The sequence below is a fragment of the Microlunatus spumicola genome, from assembly GCF_039536445.1.
Classification (GTDB): Bacteria; Actinomycetota; Actinomycetes; order Propionibacteriales; family Propionibacteriaceae; genus Microlunatus; species Microlunatus spumicola.
Map to the genome: position 1 here is coordinate 447,311 of NZ_BAAAYR010000001.1, position 18,237 is coordinate 465,547.

The 18,237-nt window shown below is 71.6% G+C and carries 17 protein-coding genes; 6 read left to right on the forward strand and 11 right to left on the reverse strand.

Translation table 11 applies throughout. The annotated features are described in order from the left end of the window. Positions 1-186: 186 nt before the first annotated feature. Positions 187-2,028: a WD40 repeat domain-containing protein gene (locus ABD665_RS02030; RefSeq protein ID WP_204912471.1), complete on the reverse strand. Its 1,842-nt coding sequence runs from the start codon at positions 2,026-2,028 to the stop codon at positions 187-189. A gap of 607 nt (positions 2,029-2,635) precedes the next feature. On the opposite strand from ABD665_RS02030, the gene ABD665_RS02035 reads away from it, so the two are divergent. Then, positions 2,636-3,586 (forward strand): hypothetical protein, encoded by a 951-nt coding sequence (locus ABD665_RS02035; protein ID WP_204912470.1) that lies wholly within the window; start codon positions 2,636-2,638, stop codon positions 3,584-3,586. A gap of 89 nt (positions 3,587-3,675) precedes the next feature. Here the strand turns inward: ABD665_RS02035 and ABD665_RS02040 are convergent, their stop codons facing one another. The 4 genes from ABD665_RS02040 to ABD665_RS02055 all read right to left on the reverse strand — a co-directional run bounded on the left by ABD665_RS02040 (position 3,676) and on the right by ABD665_RS02055 (position 7,329). Continuing rightward, positions 3,676-4,644: a hypothetical protein gene (locus ABD665_RS02040; protein WP_204912469.1), complete on the reverse strand. Its 969-nt coding sequence runs from the start codon at positions 4,642-4,644 to the stop codon at positions 3,676-3,678. A 98-nt stretch (positions 4,645-4,742) separates the two neighbouring features. Next, positions 4,743-5,654: an excalibur calcium-binding domain-containing protein gene (locus ABD665_RS02045; protein WP_204912468.1), complete on the reverse strand. Its 912-nt coding sequence runs from the start codon at positions 5,652-5,654 to the stop codon at positions 4,743-4,745. A 130-nt stretch (positions 5,655-5,784) separates the two neighbouring features. Beyond that, positions 5,785-6,363, reverse strand: a complete 579-nt coding sequence (locus ABD665_RS02050) for a hypothetical protein (protein ID WP_204912467.1) — start codon at positions 6,361-6,363, stop codon at positions 5,785-5,787. A 333-nt stretch (positions 6,364-6,696) separates the two neighbouring features. Next, positions 6,697-7,329 (reverse strand): DUF2625 family protein, encoded by a 633-nt coding sequence (locus tag ABD665_RS02055; RefSeq protein WP_204912466.1) that lies wholly within the window; start codon positions 7,327-7,329, stop codon positions 6,697-6,699. Between the two features lie 271 nt (positions 7,330-7,600). Here ABD665_RS02055 and ABD665_RS02060 point away from each other — a divergent pair, with 271 nt between their 5' ends. Then, a complete protein-coding gene (locus ABD665_RS02060; RefSeq protein ID WP_204912465.1) occupies positions 7,601-8,026 on the forward strand; it encodes a hypothetical protein in 426 nt (141 codons plus the stop codon). Between the two features lie 91 nt (positions 8,027-8,117). Here ABD665_RS02060 and ABD665_RS02065 read toward each other — a convergent pair whose 3' ends face one another. Further along, positions 8,118-8,648, reverse strand: coding sequence for a hypothetical protein (locus ABD665_RS02065; protein WP_204912464.1), 531 nt, complete (start codon positions 8,646-8,648; stop codon positions 8,118-8,120). 99 nt (positions 8,649-8,747) lie between these two features. On the opposite strand from ABD665_RS02065, the gene ABD665_RS02070 reads away from it, so the two are divergent. Continuing rightward, positions 8,748-9,356 (forward strand): hypothetical protein, encoded by a 609-nt coding sequence (locus ABD665_RS02070; protein ID WP_204912463.1) that lies wholly within the window; start codon positions 8,748-8,750, stop codon positions 9,354-9,356. Between the two features lie 37 nt (positions 9,357-9,393). Here ABD665_RS02070 and ABD665_RS02075 read toward each other — a convergent pair whose 3' ends face one another. Next, a complete protein-coding gene (locus tag ABD665_RS02075; protein WP_204912462.1) occupies positions 9,394-10,632 on the reverse strand; it encodes an MFS transporter in 1,239 nt (412 codons plus the stop codon). Positions 10,633-10,899: 267 nt separating this feature from the next. Here ABD665_RS02075 and ABD665_RS02080 point away from each other — a divergent pair, with 267 nt between their 5' ends. Then, positions 10,900-12,177, forward strand: coding sequence for an MFS transporter (locus ABD665_RS02080; RefSeq protein ID WP_344740875.1), 1,278 nt, complete (start codon positions 10,900-10,902; stop codon positions 12,175-12,177). Positions 12,178-12,444: 267 nt separating this feature from the next. Beyond that, positions 12,445-12,738 (forward strand): antibiotic biosynthesis monooxygenase, encoded by a 294-nt coding sequence (locus ABD665_RS02085; protein ID WP_204912461.1) that lies wholly within the window; start codon positions 12,445-12,447, stop codon positions 12,736-12,738. Positions 12,739-12,805: 67 nt separating this feature from the next. On the opposite strand, the gene ABD665_RS02090 is transcribed toward ABD665_RS02085, so the two are convergent. Both ABD665_RS02090 and ABD665_RS02095 read right to left on the reverse strand, forming a co-directional pair. Beyond that, complete coding sequence (locus ABD665_RS02090; protein ID WP_344740876.1) at positions 12,806-13,795, reverse strand: alpha/beta hydrolase; 990 nt, start codon at positions 13,793-13,795, stop codon at positions 12,806-12,808. A 173-nt stretch (positions 13,796-13,968) separates the two neighbouring features. Continuing rightward, the gene (locus ABD665_RS02095) at positions 13,969-14,184 is read right to left on the reverse strand and encodes a hypothetical protein (RefSeq protein WP_204912460.1); all 216 of its coding nucleotides are present in this window, start codon (positions 14,182-14,184) and stop codon (positions 13,969-13,971) included. 186 nt (positions 14,185-14,370) lie between these two features. Here ABD665_RS02095 and ABD665_RS02100 point away from each other — a divergent pair, with 186 nt between their 5' ends. Then, positions 14,371-16,236, forward strand: a complete 1,866-nt coding sequence (locus tag ABD665_RS02100; RefSeq protein WP_204912459.1) for a SpoIVB peptidase S55 domain-containing protein — start codon at positions 14,371-14,373, stop codon at positions 16,234-16,236. Between the two features lie 81 nt (positions 16,237-16,317). On the opposite strand, the gene ABD665_RS02105 is transcribed toward ABD665_RS02100, so the two are convergent. Together ABD665_RS02105 and ABD665_RS02110 are read right to left on the reverse strand one after the other, a co-directional pair. Beyond that, complete coding sequence (locus ABD665_RS02105) at positions 16,318-17,235, reverse strand: NAD(P)-dependent oxidoreductase (RefSeq protein WP_204912458.1); 918 nt, start codon at positions 17,233-17,235, stop codon at positions 16,318-16,320. Continuing rightward, positions 17,232-18,200, reverse strand: coding sequence for a TIM barrel protein (locus tag ABD665_RS02110; RefSeq protein WP_204912457.1), 969 nt, complete (start codon positions 18,198-18,200; stop codon positions 17,232-17,234). Before ABD665_RS02110 ends, ABD665_RS02105 begins: the two co-directional genes overlap by 4 nt. Between the last annotated feature and the right edge of the window lie 37 nt (positions 18,201-18,237).

Sequence of the window (18,237 nt, forward strand, 5' to 3'; positions counted from 1 at the left end):
CTGGGCCTCTCGGCCGTCCTCCTCGTCCTGGCCGGGGTGGTTGTGTGGTTCCTCTGGTGGGAGACCACGAGACCGTCGCCTGGGTTCGAGGGCTCCGCGGTCGGGCTGGCGGTACCAGCACCAGCCTTCGACCAAGCCTTTGATGAAGGGCTGGCGGCAGCTGGATCTGCTGCGTAGCCGCGGCCCTCAACGCCCGGTGGCCTTGGGTGCCGGCTTTGCCTCCAACCGGTAGCTGCGGGTGTCGCTCTGCGCGCCGGTGACGTGGTTCGTGGCGCTGAGGTCCAGGAACCGGACGGCGGTGTAGTCCTTCGGCGGGGCGAACGTGCAGTCCGAGACCGTCGCCCCGGCGGCGAGGCGGCGACGTTCGCACGACCATCCGCGCGGTGGCGAGGCGACCGGCGTGCCGTCGGCCGTGCGCCACCGGAAGAACGGGTTGACCGGGGTTCCCTGCAGGTCGGAGGCCCCGAGGACGACGTGGACCTGCTGGCCGACCTCGACGGTGAATGCGGTGCCCGTCGACGGCGTGACCGAGCTCCAGCGGGGCTTGTCGTCGACGTCCGGCACGGGGGTCGGATCGACCAGCAGCAGCCGGTCGACACCGGCGGCGGTGGACTGGCGGATCACCAGGAGCTCCGAGCCGGCCGGCGCGAAGTCCTCGCCGTGCCCCTTCACCGGGCCGAGCAGGATGTGTCGGCGCAGGTCGGCGACGTACTCGACCGTCGCGTTGCCTCTCGGTCCCTTGTAGACGACGCCGAAGCGGCCCGACGCCGACGACGGCAGCGGGTCGTGCTCGAACTTCTGCGGGACGTAGTAGCAGGCCGCCGGGCTGGGCGGCCCGAACAGGCTCACCGTGTTGGTCGCCGGCGACCACTGACGCACCGAGGAGCACCCGCCCGGGCCGATGCCCATGTAGGACGAGCCGTTCTTGGTCCAGTAGCCGTCGATGGCGCCGGGGTACCGGGTGCCGCGATAGGTGGCGAGCGCGTCGGCCCCGGTCGCGACGTTGCGGTAGTGATATGCGTACGGCGCGCTGCGGTAGAGCAGGTACTTCCCGTCCGGTGAGGCCCAGACCGCGTCCTGCGTGGGGATCTGGACCGCCTTGCCGGTCTGACGGTCCCAGAGGAAGGCACCGGGGTACGCGTAGTAGCCCACCACCCGCCGAGCGTCCCCGCCCACGAAGAAGGTGAAGAAGGGGAAGCCGTACGTCTTCGGGAGCGGGACCACGGAGCCGTCGCCGAAGTCGTAGACCACGGGTGTGGAGTCCGACCAGGCGTTCACGATCACCGCCGAGCCGTCGCCCGACCAGTTCGCGCTGTCGTTGTACACGTGCGGGGCGGACAGGACGTGGCAGGAGGTGCCGGAGCCGAAGCACCCCTCGTGGGTGTAGTCGGGGGCACCGCTGTACACCTCGCCGACGAAGCGGTGGCCCGACGGGCTCCAGGACAGGAACCGGACGTCCTGAGTCGCCGACAACGGGAGGCTCGACCGCGCCGCACGGTCGTAGGTGAACGAGGCGGACTCCGAGGAGTCCACGGGCGGCGCCGGGTGGAGGTCGGAACGCCCGATGAAGGACAGGTACGCACCGTCGGCGGAGAGACCGGTGACCCTCGTGACCTGGGCGTCGGGCGCCAGCACCGAGACCTGACGGCTACCGGCGTCCCAGGCGTAGACGGTGATCTCAGGGGCGCCGGCGTCCACCTGCCACTGCAGGGTGTCGGTCTGCGCCGCCCAGCGGGTCTGGTTGCTGTCGCAGACCACGTGCGCGTGGACCAGCCCGAGGTCACGACGGCCCGCGACGTCGTAGAGGTGCAGGTCGCACTGGTCACCCGACGGGACGAGGTGGCTGTAGTAGGCCCCGTCGTAGCTGAAGCCCGGTCTGCCGTACTGGCTGTCCAGGCCCAGGTCGGCGACGACGGTCCCGACCCCCGCGTCCGTGACGGGCGCGGCTGCGGCCGTCGGAAGCGGACCCAGCCCCGCACCCGCCCCGCAGAGCAGCAGAGCAACCAACCAACGCCGCCATCTGGTCATGGTCAGCCGCCTCGGGGGGAGAACACGGACGCGTACGCGTGCGCGTCGCCTCATCGTGCGCCCGGACACCCGCAACGTCAACGGTCTGGGGCAGCTGCGACTCGGGCGGCACGAAGACACACGGAATGGCGCGGGTCAGAGCACGCAGCTCAACAACGGCCAGTGGCGGAAGGTCCTGGGCTCATGACGTGGAGATGGGTCAGGCCGGTACGACTGCGAGCGTCCTTCGCGTCTACCGGGCTCCAGCTTCTCCATCGCTGACCATCGGCTGATCGTTCGGACACTCCTCACCGCCTTCGACGGAGTCCTCGCCGCCATGATCATCGTCAGCCTGGTTTGCGGCGAGGTCTGGTGGCAGCTCTACTTCCAAGCGTGCTCTGGCCCTAGCTGGCCTCTAGGGCAGGTTGGCTCCCACCAGGGACCGTCATCCGGTGGTGGTCAGATCAGGGCGTCTCAAGTTCTGTCGCCGACCCCGGTGGTCTGCACGGTTCTTGGACGCGACGTCCGTGCCAAGGTGTCTCGACCACCCGCACGGTCTGTCGCCTCGTGGATCACCAACTGCAGTCGTAGGAAGATCACCCCGCGGGATGACGCCAGGGGCGTCGACGTGGCCGAGCCTTCTCGAGTGAACTCTTCACTCCGACGCCGAGCACCATGTCGATGCGTCGGCCTTGCCGCGACGCCACGTCTCGAAGGGAGCCCCGCCGGCTCTGGTCGGCGATGCGGAGCGTCGTTGCCGCTCGGAACTGTGCCGACGAGGGCGCGGGCGGCACGAGTGGCGAGAGGCCTGGCCCTTCTTCTCAGCGCAGCGCTGGTCGCGCTGGTGGTGGGCATGACCTCGGGGTGCTCCGTGCAGACAGGTCTGCCCTCGGGTGACCGGGCGGCGAAGGCGGAGCTGAAGCGCCTGCAGGTCTCGGTCTTCAACGAGGCCTCGTCGAACTTCCGCCGGGGCTTCGACCCCGTCGTGCTGGCCCGGTGGGCGACGAACGACTCCGGGACGAGTCCGCAGGGTGCGGAGGACCACACACCGTTCGACGACCTCGTGGAGGCGCTCTCGTGGTCGAGCACCGACGGCGCCGACGGCGTCGTCGACCTACGGATGTCGGTGACGACGATCGGCTACGAAGACCACACGTTCGGAGGCGAGTCCTACGGCCCGGGTTCGGCGCAGCGGTGCGTGCGCATCCACGTCGGTTCCGCTGACGAGTCGGTCGTCACCGTCGACTGCGGCGGCCGCACGCCCGTGGCTGTGCCCGCGGCGGCGAAGCCGGCCGGTCCGTTGGACGAGAAGAAGCTGCTCCACGTCATGGGTGGCAAGAGCCTGCCGGCGATCGAGGCGGCCGCGAGGAAAGCCTTCCCGACCCAGTCGGTGACCGCGTCGACGCTCGACGGGTACTGGGTGGTCGTCGTCGTCCGCGAGGCTCCCGACCTGGCGTGCATGGGCGGATCGCGTGACCCGGACGGGAAGGTGAAGGTGTCGACGGCGCCGAGGATCCGCCCCGGAGAGGGCGATTGCGGCGCGGACCGGTTCGTCTACGGCCCCGTCTACGGCCACTGACCGTCGATGACAGGTGCGTCGTGCTCAGGCGACACGACAGCGGACGGCCCACCGTCGGTTCTTGCTCCTCGCGGTCAGGCGCCGCGCTGTCAGCGGGGCGACTTGAGCTTGCTCGTGATCCGTCGGGCGGCCGACCGGGGGCGCCTGGTGCGGTGCTGGAGCGGTGACGGGACGCCGCTGTTCGGGTCGGACACGACCCCGTCGCGGATCTGGCCCAGGAGGTCGACGACGACGTGGGTGGTGGCGGAGGCGTAGACCCGGATGAAGTACGTCGGTCCGCCCTCGGGTGTGTCCAGCAGGACGGCGGGGGTGACGGTGAAGTTCGCGACGGTCACGCCCTTGGTGAAGTGCACCGTGGACTGCCGTGCCGGGATGTTGGACGGCGCCGGGGTGCCGGCCGGGTAGACCGCGAGGTAGCCGTTCGCCGTCGAGCCGGAGCTGTGCACGTTGACGAACACGGCCCGGATCGTGAAGCGGTCGATGGTGCCGACCGCGACGTCGACGTACCGTCCGGCCTTCAGCCGGCCCGAGGAGTCGAAGCTGCTGGTGGGCTGGATGGTCCCGGGGAACGCCTTGGTCGTGTCGAGGATCCGGTACGGGGCCGTGACGTACGGCTGCTGGACGAGGTCGATGTCGTCGAGGGTCGCGAGCCCGACCGCGAATCCGTCGGGGTTTCCGGGCTCGTCGGCGCGATAGACCGGGCGTTCCTTGAGCGTGAAGAAGGAGCCCGCCTCCGTCCGGTAGCCCACCTCGGTCTCGAAGTCGGTGTCGTCGGGCGACGGCTCGATATAGAGCGCCGGGCCTTTGCTGTTGACGAGACCGAGGGTGGGCCGGTTCGGCGGTTCCTCACCGGTGGTGCGGTACTCCAGCTGTGTGTACCTGGCGGTGAGGTTCGCGCCGGAGCCGATGATCAACGGGTCGCCCGCCGCCGCCGCGGCCGGTCGCGTCCCGGCCGCGCCGAGAGCGAGGGCACCGGCGGCCGTGCCTGCCGCGAGCGCCGCCCCGCGTCCGAGGAGGCCCCGCCGACCCACCGTCTCGGGGGTTGATTCGTCGCTCATCGTGCTCCTCGTCTCAGGGGAAGCCAGGTGCGCCGTGCACCTGGTGCTCGTCTTCGGTCCACGTCCCGGCGCGAGGGTTCACGCCGTAGGCCTGCGGACTACGCCTTCTCGCAGGCGACGCCGTCCTTGTCGCGGTCGAACTTCTTGTTCTTGTTGTACGTCGGCGTGATCCTCGTCCAGTTCTTCACCCCGAGTCCGACCTCGGTCGCCCCCGACCTGCCCACGCCGTGCTTGTAGACCTTGGTGAGGGCCGCGCAGCTCTTGTAGGTCTTCGGCTTCGGCCGGACGAGGACGTGGTTCGGGACCGACGTGGACGGCTGCAGCGTCCCGTTCCCCGGGAAACGCAGCCGGAAGTTGCCGGACGTGCGCGCCTTGACCTTCGTCTCGACCCGGCCGTCGACGTCGCTGCGCACGGTCTTGAGCTTGCCCCAGCTGCCGCCGTCCGGACGGAACTCGAGCGCCAGCCTGAGCGCGGCCGGCTTCTCGAAGCCGCCGACGCGGACGGAGCCGGTGATCATGATCTTGCGGGTCTTGGCCACCTCTGCGGGCGAGGCGGCGGAGTAGAGGAAGACCTCCGACGCCGCAGTGGGACCCTCGACCTGCTTCACGACCGTGTCGAGGATGGCCTGGCCCGGGATGCTCGCGTGGACGGCGACGTCGTAGGTCCCCGGCGGGAACTGCGGAGACTGGTCGGCGACGTCGAGCCGCACCGAGGTCTGGAGCTCGTTCGCTCCCTGGCAGGGGATCGCCGTGCTGCCGCTCGCCTGCACGTCCCCGACGGTGGCCGTGACCTCCATGCTGGTGGGGTCGCCGTAGCAGGCGTAGCTCAACGTGATCGCCGCGGTCGCGGGATCGTAGATCACCAGGCCCTGGTCGATGAGCACGTACGCCTCGGCGTGGGCCGCGGCCGCGGCGGTGGGCTCCTCGGCGACGGCGGGCGTGGCCAGCGCGAGCAGGCCCAGGGTCACCGCGGCGGCGAAGGTCGACAGGGTGAAGCGTGTTGCGGGCACGGCTGCTCCAACTTCTGGGAGGAAGGTCGGGAGGCAGGCTAACCGAGTTCTCAGGTTCGGCCGAGGGCTCGATCCCCTTGACCTCGATCGAGCGCTCCACGGTCGGACGTCCCGAGGATCCGACACCCGCCTACACGATCGCGTCCTCCAACGCGGTGGGGTCTCCTCCGCTCAACTCGCGAGCGCTGTCGATGATCTGCGCGTCGTAGTCCGACCGTCTCGATGGATCAGCTTTCCAGCTCTCCACGGCGTGCAGCAGATCTCGGGCGACGTCCAGGGACGGACCGCCACTGCTGCGACGCCAATGCCCGTACCAGGCCAGGCAGGAGGCGGCAACGACGGGCGGCACCTGTCGGCGGAGCAGCCGGCGCGCGTACACCCGATCAAGAAGGGTGAGGGCTCCGGTGGTGTCCGCCGTCCCGCCGAGCTCCACGACCAGCTCATCCCGCAGGAGGAGCAGGGCGGGGTCGAGCACGTCGGTTCCGGCGATCCGCGCGCGCAGCCGACCGCTGAGCCCAGCCTCGACCTCGGAGCGCGCCACCTCGGGCAAGGACTCGACGGCGGCCTCCGGCAGACAGGTGTGAGCTGCTTCCACGACCAGGGCTCGTCTGCCGTGCCGGCGGAGATCGGTGTGGTCTGGAACGTCGATCCTGACCCGGGCCAGCCTTTGCAGCGACCGCGCCGTCCCGACCTCCAGGTTCAGCCACATGAGCTCAGCCTCACCGCACACGAGCGCGTCGCCATCGGGCCAGTGCCCTGACCCGACCCTGAAGGCCTTCCTTGTCGTCTGTGCGCGCTCGCCCGAGGCGCGCCGACCCGGTGATGGTGCGCCCTGCCCGCAGCTGGGGGCGGTCCCGTTCAGCCGGGCCAAGTCCAGGAGCTCGCGTCGCTGCGGTGCGATGCGGGGCTCCCGCTCCCGATCTCGTCGTGCCCGGTCACGTCCTGCACGCACCGCACCCCAGGGGTGCTGGGAAGGCGATGCTGCGGCGCGGCTTGACGCGCCCTTCCTCAAGGGCGCCACGAGAGATGAACAGCGACCCCGCTAGTAGGTGGCGAGAAGTTCCGTCATGGGAACGGGCTTGCGCGAGCTGCGGCTGATGTCACGGCCCTCTTCCGAGGAGAGCGGTGGGTAGACCCACAACCCAGTTCCCGTTGGCAGGGCCGCGACTTCTTCCTCCCAGCCGCTCCAGCGCAGGTCCGTGTAGAACGTCGAGAACCCGCCTGCGAGGAGCGCATTCACGAACTCGGTGTGACCCACTCCCGTGCTGTCCCAGCTCAGGCTGTCCGGTGCCCAGTAGCAGACGTCACCCAGGGTGAAACCGAGTCCTCCGCCGTCGATGGCGAACACTCCTCCGAGGACGTCGAAGGCGACGACGAGGTACGGCGGAGGCAGGCTTTCGGCGGTCGGGGAGGCCAGTCGGTTGATGGCGGCCAGGTCAGGGAGACCTGTGGTGCCTCCGCCGAGCACCTTGACCCAGCCGTGGTCGACCTCCAGGCCACCGCTGTTGAAGGCGAGCGCTCCGAGCGTGGACCTGGTGGTGACCTGCAAGCGGTAGAGCGTGTTCCGCCTGCCAGCGAGGGTGCCCTGGTGGAGCTTGACGGGCACGCTCGCACCCGTGATCCGGCCGAAGAGCACCGGCCAGGCCGGGTCGGGCACGGCCGAGAGCTCGTCCACACCTCGAGGAAGCATGCGGCCATCCTCGTCGGCTTGTCGGGCAGGCGCGTCCCGCACGACAGGACGGGCTGCGTGCTCCGCTCACGAGCAGCTTGTCGCGAGCCCGCCCCAGCGGTGCACCGCTTGCTCGTCGTCCGCGGTCGGGGCGACGAGCGCGCAGGGGTGCACCCTGGGCTCGTGCAGACACTGAGCGAGCGTTTCGCGGCATCGAAGGGTGCGCCCTCTCGAGCTCGACGGTCAGACGGTCTTCGGTTAGTGGGTTCCCGATGCTGTGCCTGCTGAGGTGTCGGTCCGCTTCGAGTCACGCCAGGGCGACCGACGTCAAGGGATCGCCCTGAGCTGCGACGGCGGCCAGCTGGCGGTGGAGGTCGACGACGAGACCGTCCTTTCTCCCAAGCTGGCGATCTGGGCTGATACCGCCCCGGAGGAGACGAGGGTCGTCGTCCGGCCCCGACCGAGGGCAGGGGTGCGCCGGCTGGGGATCTACAACATCTGGGAAGGCAAGTGGGGGCAGACCGACGCCTGGATCGGGAACGCCGGCATGCTAGTGGAGAGACGGGGGTCCGGGCTCGAGTACGACGTTCGCCTGCGCTGCAGCAGCGGTTCCGGCGCTGCCGACTTCGACGATCTGGTTGTCCGTGTTGCTTGCCGTGGCGCGGCCTACACGGGCAAGAAGGAACCCCGGGCACCCGTCTGACCCGGCTGCTCGTCGACGCCGAGCCGCCTCGACTTGGTTGCCTCGCGCAACGGCCGGTATGCGTGGGTCCCGCACGAGAGTCGGCTCACGGTTACTTCGAGCGATCTAAGACGCAGGCGGGTGGCGTCGCCCCAAAGGACGTATTGGCAAGGCCTTGGACGTAGGTGAGACCCCACGTTCCCCACACCTCCAGCTGCTCGCGCTCCTCGGCCGATGCGGCGTGGTCCGGTCGTCCGTTGATGAGCACCTGCACGCCTGGGCCGGCTCGGTGAGACAGGTACGCCAGCCCGGAAGGGACCGTCACGAGCCGACCGACGATCCCGCGCCCGGCACTCGTGAGCTCGATCGACGTGACGTGTGCCGTGCCGCAGCCTCGCAGCGCGGTGCCTTCAAGGACGTGGGCGTCGGGAAGGTCCGGTCCGTGCCAGTCGAGGAGCCCGGCGACGAACAGACGACGGCTGCCGGCGTGCTGAGGCAGCGTCACCTCGGACGGAACGCCGAGCACGACCCCGGCGGCGAACAGCCCGTTGTCGAGCGGGATCGGCCAGAACTGTCCGGTGAGCAGTGAAGCGTTAGACCTGGGCACGAACGGAACAGGTTTGTCAGCTCTGTTGCTGGGCACGACCGACCCTCCCTCACGGGTCGCTGCGGCCGTCCCGCCGAAGGGTCGCCGGGACCAAAGGGGCTGCGCGTTCGACGCCGGTGACTGATCATGAGCGACATGTGCGCACCGGCAGCGTGGTTCGCTGCAGAAGAAGTCGTTGACGAACGCACTCATGAGTTCGTCGCGACGGTCGCGGCCGCAGCTGCCAGCTGGACGTTCACCGACCTCGTCCCGGGGGACACGTCGTCGACGCTGGGACCACCCGGTGCGGGCGCGAGGGAGGTCGCCGTCCACGTACGGGTCCCGGGTCTGACGACGGAGCGGCGCTTCCTGCAGGTCTTCTACGACCCGGACGTCGGAGGGCTCCCCACGCTGACGTCTCGCTGGGGCTCCGGTCCCGCCGAGCTCACCGGCTACGAGGACTGCTGCGGACCTCCGGACGAGGACACCGACCTCTGGGTCAGCGGGGTAGAGGCGACAGCGGAGCAGTGCGGCCGATGGGCAGCGGCATGGTTGGAGCGCCAACTGTGCCGCCCGGTCGTACGTCGCGAGTGGGACGCGCCGGCCACGGGCTGGTCGACGCTGATCCCGCGCCGACGTCCGGGGTCGCCCGCCCTGGTCGAGTGGACGGTGGGCGACCCGGAGGGGGCGTTGGACCTCCGCGGCGAGATCCCCTGGGACTGGCTCCGTCGCCAGCCGCCGACGCGTGAGGTGCGGGAGCGCTGACCGAGCCGGGGCCTCGCCAGGCCCCGGCTCGCTCCGGTCAGGCCGGAAGCAGGCGGCGGGTCGAGGCGAGGAGCGCACCGCCGAGGATCACAGCGACCCCGCCGGCGAGGAAGACGGTGTGCACGTCGGTCCGGTCCAGGAGCAGACCTCCGAGCGCGGCGCCGAGGGCGATGGCGAGCTGGAAGGTCGCGACGACCAGGCCGCCCGCGGCCTCGACCCGGTGCGGCTCGGCCCGGGAGATCCACGTCTGGGACGACGTGGGGACGCCGCCGAAGCCGAGACCCCACAGCGCCACGGCGACGAAGACGAGGATGGGCGAACCGCTCGACAGCGAGAACAGGACGATGCCGGCCGCGACGAGCACCGGGACCGCCGCGAGCGCGAGACCGAGGTGGCGGTCGGCGACGAGGCCGGACAGCACGTTGCCGACGAGGCCGCCGACCCCGTAGACGGCGAGGAGGACGGCGATGGTCGCGGGCGTGAGCCCGGAGACGCCCTCGGCGGCCGTACGGATGAAGGTGTAGCTGCCGAAGTGGCCGGCCACGAGGACGGCGAGACCGATCAGCCCGAAGAGCACGACGCGCGAGCGGAGGACGTCGACCAGCGTCCGGAGGCCGCCGCTGGCCTTGGCCGGGACCGAGGGCATCAGGACGACGAAGAGGACGATCGCGAGCGCGGTCGCCGCGGCGACGGCCCAGAAGACCGCGCGCCAGCCGGCGAACGAGCTGACCAGCGCGCCGAGCGGGACGGCGGCGACGGTCGCGCCCGCGACGCCGATGTTGACGACCGACATCGCGCGCCCGAGCTTGTCGGCGGGGACGAGGTGCGAGGAGACGGCGAGGGCCATGGACCAGGTGCCGGCGATCGCGATGCCGAGGACCAGGCGGGCGACGACCACGATCGCGTAGCTCGGCGCGACGGCCGTCAGCACGTTGGACAGCAGGGCCAGGACGAGCAGGCCGAGCAGGAGGCGCTTGCGGTCGAGGTTCGGGAAGAGCGGGCCCATCGCGGGGCCGGCGATCATGCCGATCAGCGCGGTCGCGGTGACGACCTGCCCGGCGACGCCCTCGGTGATGCCGAAGTCGCCCGCCATCAGGGGCAGCAGGCTCGCGGGGAGGAACTCGCTCGTGACGAGGGTGAAGATCGCCACCATCAGCGCGACGACGCCCGGCCAGCCGGACCGCAGCGGGGCCGGGGCGGCGGAGGTGCCGACAGTGGGGGCGGAGTCGGTGGTGTCGGTGGTGTCGGCGACGGAGACCGGTGCGGTGCTCGTCATGGGTCCAGCTCCTCAGGTGTGCCTGCCGCAGGCGGGATGCCTGGTCAGAACGACGGGACGTGGTGCCCGGCGGTCGTTGGCGGGCCGTGCAGAGGGCCTGAGGACGGGGGAGCGGTGCTCGGTCCCGGGCAGGACATCGAGGGCGACAACAGCGCGACCGCCCGTTTGCTTCCATAGCCGCGCACCGCGTTTCCGCGCGGTCGGGCAAGATGTCCGTACACGTCGTCGCCTGCGACCTCGCCCCGGTCAGGCCTCTCGAAGATCCCGGTGCCAGCACCGTCCAGGAGCACCCCTCTGACTGCCACAGCCCCGCCGCGCCGGTTCGCCGCGCTCCGCGACCGGTACTCACGGCCCTACCTCTTCACCGCGGGCCTGTCGATGATGGGCGACAACATCGAGCACGTCATCACCTACTGGGTGCTCTGGCAGACCTTCCACTCGCCCGCCCTCGTCGGCTTCCAGGTGGTCAGCCACTGGCTGCCGTTCCTGATGCTGTCGGTGTGGTTCGGCGGGCTCGCGGAACGCTACGACTGCCGGCGGCTGATCCAGATCGCCCAGGGCCTGTTCATGCTCGTGTCGGTCTGCTGGGGCCTGCTCTTCTTCACCGGCACGCTCGACGTGTGGGAGGCGTGCGTGCTGCTGGTCCTGCACGGCTGCGCCGGCGCCCTGTGGGCCCCGGCCGAGCAGCTGCTGCTGCACGACTTCGCCGAGCCCGCCGACCTGCCCGGTGCCGTCCGGCTGAACGCCACGTTCCGCAGCCTCGGCATCCTCGCCGGGCCCGTCGTCGGCTCGGCGCTGCTGCTGGGCCTCGGCGCGGAGTGGGGGATCTTCGCGAACGTGCTGTTCTACCTGCCGATGACGCTGCTGATGCTGCGCACCCCGTACACGGGACACACCCGCAGCGGGTACGTCCACCGGGTCCGGCTGACCCTGATCGACGGGTTCCGGGTGCTGCGCTCGGTCGGTGACGACCGCGTGCTGGTGTCGATGATCGTGCTCGCGGGCCTCGTCGCGCTGTGCGTCGGCGGTTCGCTGCAGGTGTCCATCCCGTCCTTCGCCGACTCGCTCGGCACGGGCAGCGACGGCCTCGGCTACGGCCTGCTGCTGTTCGCGAACGGGGCGGGCGGCGTTCTTGGCGGGTTCCTGCTCGAGGCGACCGGGGTGATCAAGCCCGACGTCCGGGCCGTCGTCGTCGCCACCGTGCTCTTCGGGGCGACGACGCTGGCCGTCGCCGTCACGCACAGCTACGTCGTCGCGGTCATCGCGCTCCTGGTCGGCGGCGTCGCCAACATGACGAGCACGTCCATCGGCCAGGCGGTCGTCCAGCTCCGCGCACCGGTCGAGCAGCGTGGCCGGGTCGTCGGGGTCTACAACATGTTCGGCAGCGGCCTGCGCACGGGCAACGGCGTCACGCTCGCCCTGCTCGGCGCCGCGCTGGGCGTCGCCACCGCCGTCGCAGTGGGCGGAATCGTCCTGGTGGCCGGCACGCTCGTCGTCGCCCTGGTCATCGCCCTGCGCCAGCGCGCGGCGGCGCGGGCCGGCTGACGCGGAGCGCGGGCCTGCCAGGGACGAGGAGGACGCGCTAGGCCGACAGGATCCGCTGCAGGCTCTCGACGAACCACGGCTCGATGTCCGTCCCATGACGGGCGACGGAGGTTCCCGCGGTCGCGTACGAGGTCCTGCAGGACCGACGCCGCGCCTGCTGGTCGGTGGACCAGTCCTCCCACCTCAGTCGTCGGGCGGCGCGGCACCCGGCCGGGCGACCCCGGGCATCGGTCGGACGAGCGGGGAGCGGGTCGTACCGTCGTGCCCATGGCCATCACCTCGCTGCTCGACATCCACCTCAGCCCCGACGCCCCGGCCGACGCGGAGGAGCGGGTCACGTCGATCCTGTCCCAGACCCGCGCCCGGCCCGGCTTCGTCTCCGCCGACGTCGTCCGTGACGTGACCGACCCGCGGCACCTCGTCGTGGTCGAGGTGTGGGAGTCGTTGGAGGCCGACGACGCCTACCGCGCGTGGCGGGCGACGCCCGAGGGCGCGAGCGAGCTGGGCGAGCTCGCCGGGGGCCGGATCACGCTGACGCGCTGCGAGCCGACCCCCATCTGAGGGCTGGCGCACGGGGGCCTGTCGCCCGTGGTCTGCGGGCGGCTGACGAGCGGGCTCCCGGACCCCCTCAGGCTGCCGGCCCGGGCCCTGCCTCGCCGAGGAGCCGATCCGTCCAGCGGGCGAGCGCCGCGACGGCGGTCCGGGAGACGGTGGCGTCGGGGACGAGGCTGGTGAAGCCGTGGAACGCACCGGGCCAGACGTGGAGCTCGGCCGGGACACCGGCCTCCCACAGCCGGCCGGCGAACGCGACGGTCTCGTCACGGAACACCTCGTTGCTCCCGCAGTCGATGTAGGTCGCAGGGAGCCCGGACAGGTCCGTCGCCCGGGACGGAGCGGCGTAGACCGACACGTCGGTAGTGCCCGCACGGCCGCCGAGGTAGGCGTCCCAGGCGAAGCGGGTGAGGCTGCGGTCGGCCACACCGACGCCGTCGATCTGGCGGGTGGAGACGGTGACGTCGCGGTCGTCGAGCATCGGTGAGACGAGGATCTGCGCCCGGACGGCAGGACCTCCACGGTCGCGGGCGAGGAGTGCGGTGCCCGCGGCGAGCCCACCGCCTGCGCTCTGGCCGACGAGGACGATCCGGTCGGCGTCGATGCCCAGCTCCTCGGCGTGGGCGGCGGTCCACAGCAGCCCGGCGTAGCAGTCCTCGACGGGTACGGGGTCGGGGTGCTCGGGTGCGAGCCGGTAGTCGACGCTGATGAGGACGACGTCGTGGTGGAGCAGCCAGTCGTCGTAGGAGTCGAGGTTGCCGAGGTGGTGGCCGAACATCATCCCGCCGCCGTGGATGGCGTAGAAGCACGGCGCCGTACCGGTGCGTCCGATGCGTTGGATGACGGCCAGGCTGATGGGTTCGCCCCCGGAGCCGGGTGCGGTGACGCTGCGCCGCTCGAGCCCGCGGCTGTGCAGCCGTTCGTCGAGCTCGTCGAGCGTGCTGCCCAGCCGGCGCATGAACGGCAGCATGTCGTTCGTCAGAGAAGGTCGACCCTGCTCCTCCGAGGCGACGAGGAACGGGACCAGCTCGGGGTCGAAGGGCGGGCGGGCAAGGATCTCGGACACGGCTCACTCCTGGATGATCAAGAAGTGGCAGCCCGGGCGGGCTGCGTGTAGCCGCGGAGAACGACGTCTCGGCGTTTTGCCTTCACGAGCACCCTACCGTCGTCCGGCGCCTCGGAGCGAGCACGTCGGAGCGCTGCGCCGTCGTCTTCGTCGTCGTCGTCGAGGAGGCCTCGTCAGGGTCGTCCGGCACGACGCCGTGCGGCTCGGCTCCGTGCCAGGCCGAACGACGTCACCGTGCAGAGGAGCATCAGCCCGGCGACCAGACCCGCGAGCCAGGACGGGTCGTCGACGAACATGACGGTCGTGACGACGAAGAGGACCGCCGCCACGACGCCGGTGGTGTAGTCGCGCCGCGGGCTCGGCAGCCGCTGGAAACGGGCAGGGCTCACCGGGCGACGGTAGCCCGGCGGCCGAGCCCGTTGCGGTGCTGCGGGTGACCGTCTGACCGCTCCAGACGAACCTGAGACAGTTCTCACCGAACCCACACAAATGGCCCTCCGCTCCACTAGCGTCGGCGCGTCGCCCGGCAGATCGCCGGGAGCCGGCCAGCAGGCCGACGACGGAGCGGGGGAGCGATGACGGTCGTGCAGGGCACGCGTACGCGACGGGGCACGGCTCTCGGGGTGGCAGCGCTGGGCGCGCTGCTCCTGGGTCAGGCGGTCGGCCCGGCGCAGGCGGCACCGCTAGCCCCACCCGGGGAGTGCCCGGCGGCGCTCACCTCGGCGCAGGCGACCACCGGCCTCGTCGGCGAGGGCCTGACCGTGGTCAAGGGCCGGACGCCCGAGCCCTTCCGGGTGGAGGTGCTGGGCGTGCAGCCCGACGGCATCGGGGCCGGCCGTGACCTCGTGCTGATCAAGGTCTCGGACCTGCCCGGCGGGCACGTGGTCGACCAGGGTTCGGGTATCTGGGCCGGGATGTCCGGGTCGCCCGTCTACGTCGGGGGCAAGCTCCTCGGCGCCGTCTCGTACGGCTTCACCTCCTCGCCGTCGCCGATCGGCGGGCTGACCCCCGCGTCCGACATGGCGGCGCTGCTGGACCTCGGCAGCACGAAGGCCCGCACGGCTGAACGCTCCTCCGAGAGCTCGCCGAAGCTGACCGCGTCGGTCCGTCGCGCGGTCGCGGCGCGTGCCGGTGCTGCCGTCCCGTCCGGCTCGCTCGAGCGGCTGCCCAGCCCCCTCACGGTCAGCGGGCTGTCGAGCGCGCGGCTCGAGCGGCTGCAGAAGGACGTGACCACGGCCGACCTGCCGCTGCGGGTGTTCGCGGGCGGACGCGCGGCCGTGCCGACGGCGGCGCCCACCGAACGCCCGGTGCCCGGCGGGAACTTCGCCTCCGTGCTGTCGTACGGCGACGTCACGAGCGCCTCGATCGGCACCACGACCTACGTCTGCGGGGACCAGGCGCTCGCGTACGGGCACCCGGACCGCTTCGCCGGGCCCGCGCGCTACGGCGCCAACGACGCCGACGCGGTCGCGATCGTGCAGGACGACGTCTTCGGCTCGTTCAAGATGGCGGACCTGGGCGGCTCGTTCGGCACCGTCGACCAGGACCGGCTGAGCGGCATCCGCGCGGACCTCACGAAGGTCCCCTCGACGACCCCGGTCACCACCACCGTCCGCAACGCCGACACCGGCCGCTCGCGCACGGGGACCACGGGCGTCGTCGACCGCGACCTGCTCCCCGGCCTCGTCCCGTACGCGCTGTGGGCGAACGTCGACGCGACCTTCGACGAGGTCGGTGACGGCCGGCTGACGGACGGGTGGACGATCACGGGCACCCGTGGCGGCGGCAAGGCGTTCACGGTGCACCGCAACGACACGTGGGCCGACCGGACCGACGCCTCGTTCGAGCCGGCCGTGGCCCTCGCCGACGCCGTCTACGCGCTCACGGACAACGAGGAGGAGCACGTCACGATCACCTCCGTGATCTACGACGCGACGGTCTCCACCACCTTCCGCCAGCTGCGGCTGACCAAGGTCGAGGTGTCGACGGACGGCGGGAAGACGTGGAAGAAGGACGCCGTCCGCGTCAAGGCCGGCAAGAAGCTCACCGTACGGACGACCGTGAAGCCGTACCAGGGCTCGAAGTCGATCAAGAAGGTGATCACGGTCAAGGTGCCGAAGGCGGCGAAGGGCCTGCAGGCGAACCTGTCGGTGTTCGGCGGGGCGTCGCTCGACGGCGAGGGGGGCGACGACACCGCCTGCCTGCTCGAGGACAGCTGCGACTCCGACGAGGACAGCAGCCTGAGCACGGTGATCAAGAGCATCCAGTCCGCCCCGCGCAACGACGAGCTGGTCGTCGAGCTCCAGGCCGGGTCCGACGACGAGGCCAAGGGCGACGACGACAGCGACGGCAAGGGCGACACGCTCGTGCTGACCCACCGCGAGCTGCGGCAGGCCGAGGTCGTCACGGGTGCCCGCAGCGTCGCCGTCGAGGTGCGCTGACGGCGGGGCCTGGCTCCTGCGCCGGACGGCTCCGGCCGCACGTCCGGCCGGGTGGAGCCGGGACCGTGGCCCCACCCGTCCTCAGAAGCCGCTGCCCGGGTCGATCCGGCCCAGCGTCGGCTCGCCGGCCATCACGCGGCGGACGTTCTCGCGGACCCGCTCGGCAAGGGTGGGCCAGTAGGCGTCGTCCGGGTTGGCCGCGTGGGGCGTGACGATCACCGAGGGCAGCGACCACAGCGGGTGGCCGGCGGGCAGCGGCTCGGGGTCGGTGACGTCGAGAGCAGCCCCGCCGATCCGGCGCTCCCGCAGGGCGGACACCAGGTCGTCGGTCACCACGAGGTCCCCCCGGGCGACGTTGACCAGCCAGGCGTCGGCGCGCATCAGGTCGAGCTCGGCCGCGCCGATCATCCCGTGGGTCGCCGGGGTGGAGGGCGCGCTCAGGACGACGTAGTCGGCCTCGGGGAGCACCTCGCGGTAGGCCGCGCGGGGGACCGTGCGGTCGGCGCCCGGGAAGTCGCCCGAGTCGCTCACCGCCAGCAGCCGGCAGCCGAAAGGCTCGAGGAGCACGGCCAGCGCCCGCGCGATCCCGCCCGCCCCGACCAGGGCCACGGTGCTGCCGGCGAAGAGCCGGGTCGCCTTCGGCGTCCACCGCTCCGCGCGGGCCAGGGTGTGCAGGCCGCGGGCGGCCAGCAGCATCAGGGCGAGCGCGTGCTCGGCGACCTGGGGTGCGTACGCGCCGACCGAGCTCGTCCAGAGCCGCTCGTCGGTGATGACGCCGGTCCCGGTCCAGCGCTCGACCCCGGCGTGCGGCAGCTGGACCCAGCGCACCCCGGGATGCAGCATCGTCACGATCTCGTCCGGGTCGTCGCTGCCGTGGTAGACGATCGCTTCCGCGTCCGCCAGCCCGACGAGCCGACCACCGCCGTCCAGCACGGCCTGCTCGAGCAGCGGCCGCCGGCTCGGGCCCACGTGGACCGCGAGGCCCCGGTCGCCGCTCACGCCGGCTGCTCCGCGCGCAGGTCGTCGAGCAGGCCGAGGAGGTAGTCGCGTCCGCGGCGCTGCATCTCGACGGCGTCACCGCCGTAGTGCTCGACGACGAACGGGCCCCGGAAGCCCGCCGCCAGCGCCTCGCCCACGAGCAGCCGGTAGTCGATCATGCCCTCGCCGAGGACGGTCGGTGCGACGGCGTACGGGCCGTCCACTCCGAGGCTGGCCCGCGTGTAGTTCTTGACGTGCCAGAGGTCCAGGTGGGGGAGGGCGCCGCGGAAGGTCTGCAGCCAGTGCTCCCGCTGCGGGGTGACGGACCGGAACGTGTTGCCCAGGTCCGGGTTCACGCCGAGGTTGGGTGCGCCGACGGCGGTCATGATCCGCTCGACGTCGGCGGCCGTGCAGACGAGCGTGTCCTCGTAGAGCTCGATGCTCACCTGGATGCCGCGCTCGCCGGCGTACGCGCACAGCCGGCGCAGGCGGTCGGCGGCCAGGTCCCAGACGGCGTCGGAGCGGTCGGCCGGCTCGACGGCGACCTCCCAGAACATCCGGTCGAGCTTCTGCTCGGGCACGAGGCGTGGGTGGAAGCCCACGCCCAGCAGCGGGACCCCCAGCTCCGCGGCGGCGTCGACCGCGCGCAGGGAGTAGTCGAGGTGCTCGTCGGCGCGTTCCGGGTCGACCAGGCTGTGGCGCGAGATGTTGAGGCCCAGGGCCCTCACGCCGGCGTCGGCCAGGACCTCGCCGAGCGCCTGCCGCTCCGGGCCCGACATGGTGGGGATCGGCAGCCAGCCGTCGGTCAGGTCGACCTCGGTGAACCCCGCCCGGACGAGGCGGTCGACCTGCCGGCGCCAGTGCCGAGGACCCAGCGCGTGGTGGTCGGTCGTGACCCCGGGGCTCTGGTTGACCAGGGCCAGCACGCTCCCGCCGACGACGAGCTCGTCGGATCCGGGCTCGCTCGGGGGTGGTGGGGCGCTCATCGGTCGTCTCCTCGTCCGCGGCCCTCCCTGAGGACCG

Coding starts and splice junctions, on each gene's coding strand:
- ABD665_RS02110 (WP_204912457.1), bottom strand. CDS start 18,200: ATGAGCGCCCCACCACCCCCGAGCGAGCCCGGATCCGACGAGCTCGTC.
- ABD665_RS02085 (WP_204912461.1), top strand. CDS start 12,445: ATGGCCATCACCTCGCTGCTCGACATCCACCTCAGCCCCGACGCCCCG.
- ABD665_RS02100 (WP_204912459.1), top strand. CDS start 14,371: ATGACGGTCGTGCAGGGCACGCGTACGCGACGGGGCACGGCTCTCGGG.
- ABD665_RS02070 (WP_204912463.1), top strand. CDS start 8,748: ATGTGCGCACCGGCAGCGTGGTTCGCTGCAGAAGAAGTCGTTGACGAA.
- ABD665_RS02030 (WP_204912471.1), bottom strand. CDS start 2,028: ATGACCAGATGGCGGCGTTGGTTGGTTGCTCTGCTGCTCTGCGGGGCG.
- ABD665_RS02050 (WP_204912467.1), bottom strand. CDS start 6,363: ATGTGGCTGAACCTGGAGGTCGGGACGGCGCGGTCGCTGCAAAGGCTG.
- ABD665_RS02040 (WP_204912469.1), bottom strand. CDS start 4,644: ATGAGCGACGAATCAACCCCCGAGACGGTGGGTCGGCGGGGCCTCCTC.
- ABD665_RS02075 (WP_204912462.1), bottom strand. CDS start 10,632: ATGACGAGCACCGCACCGGTCTCCGTCGCCGACACCACCGACACCACC.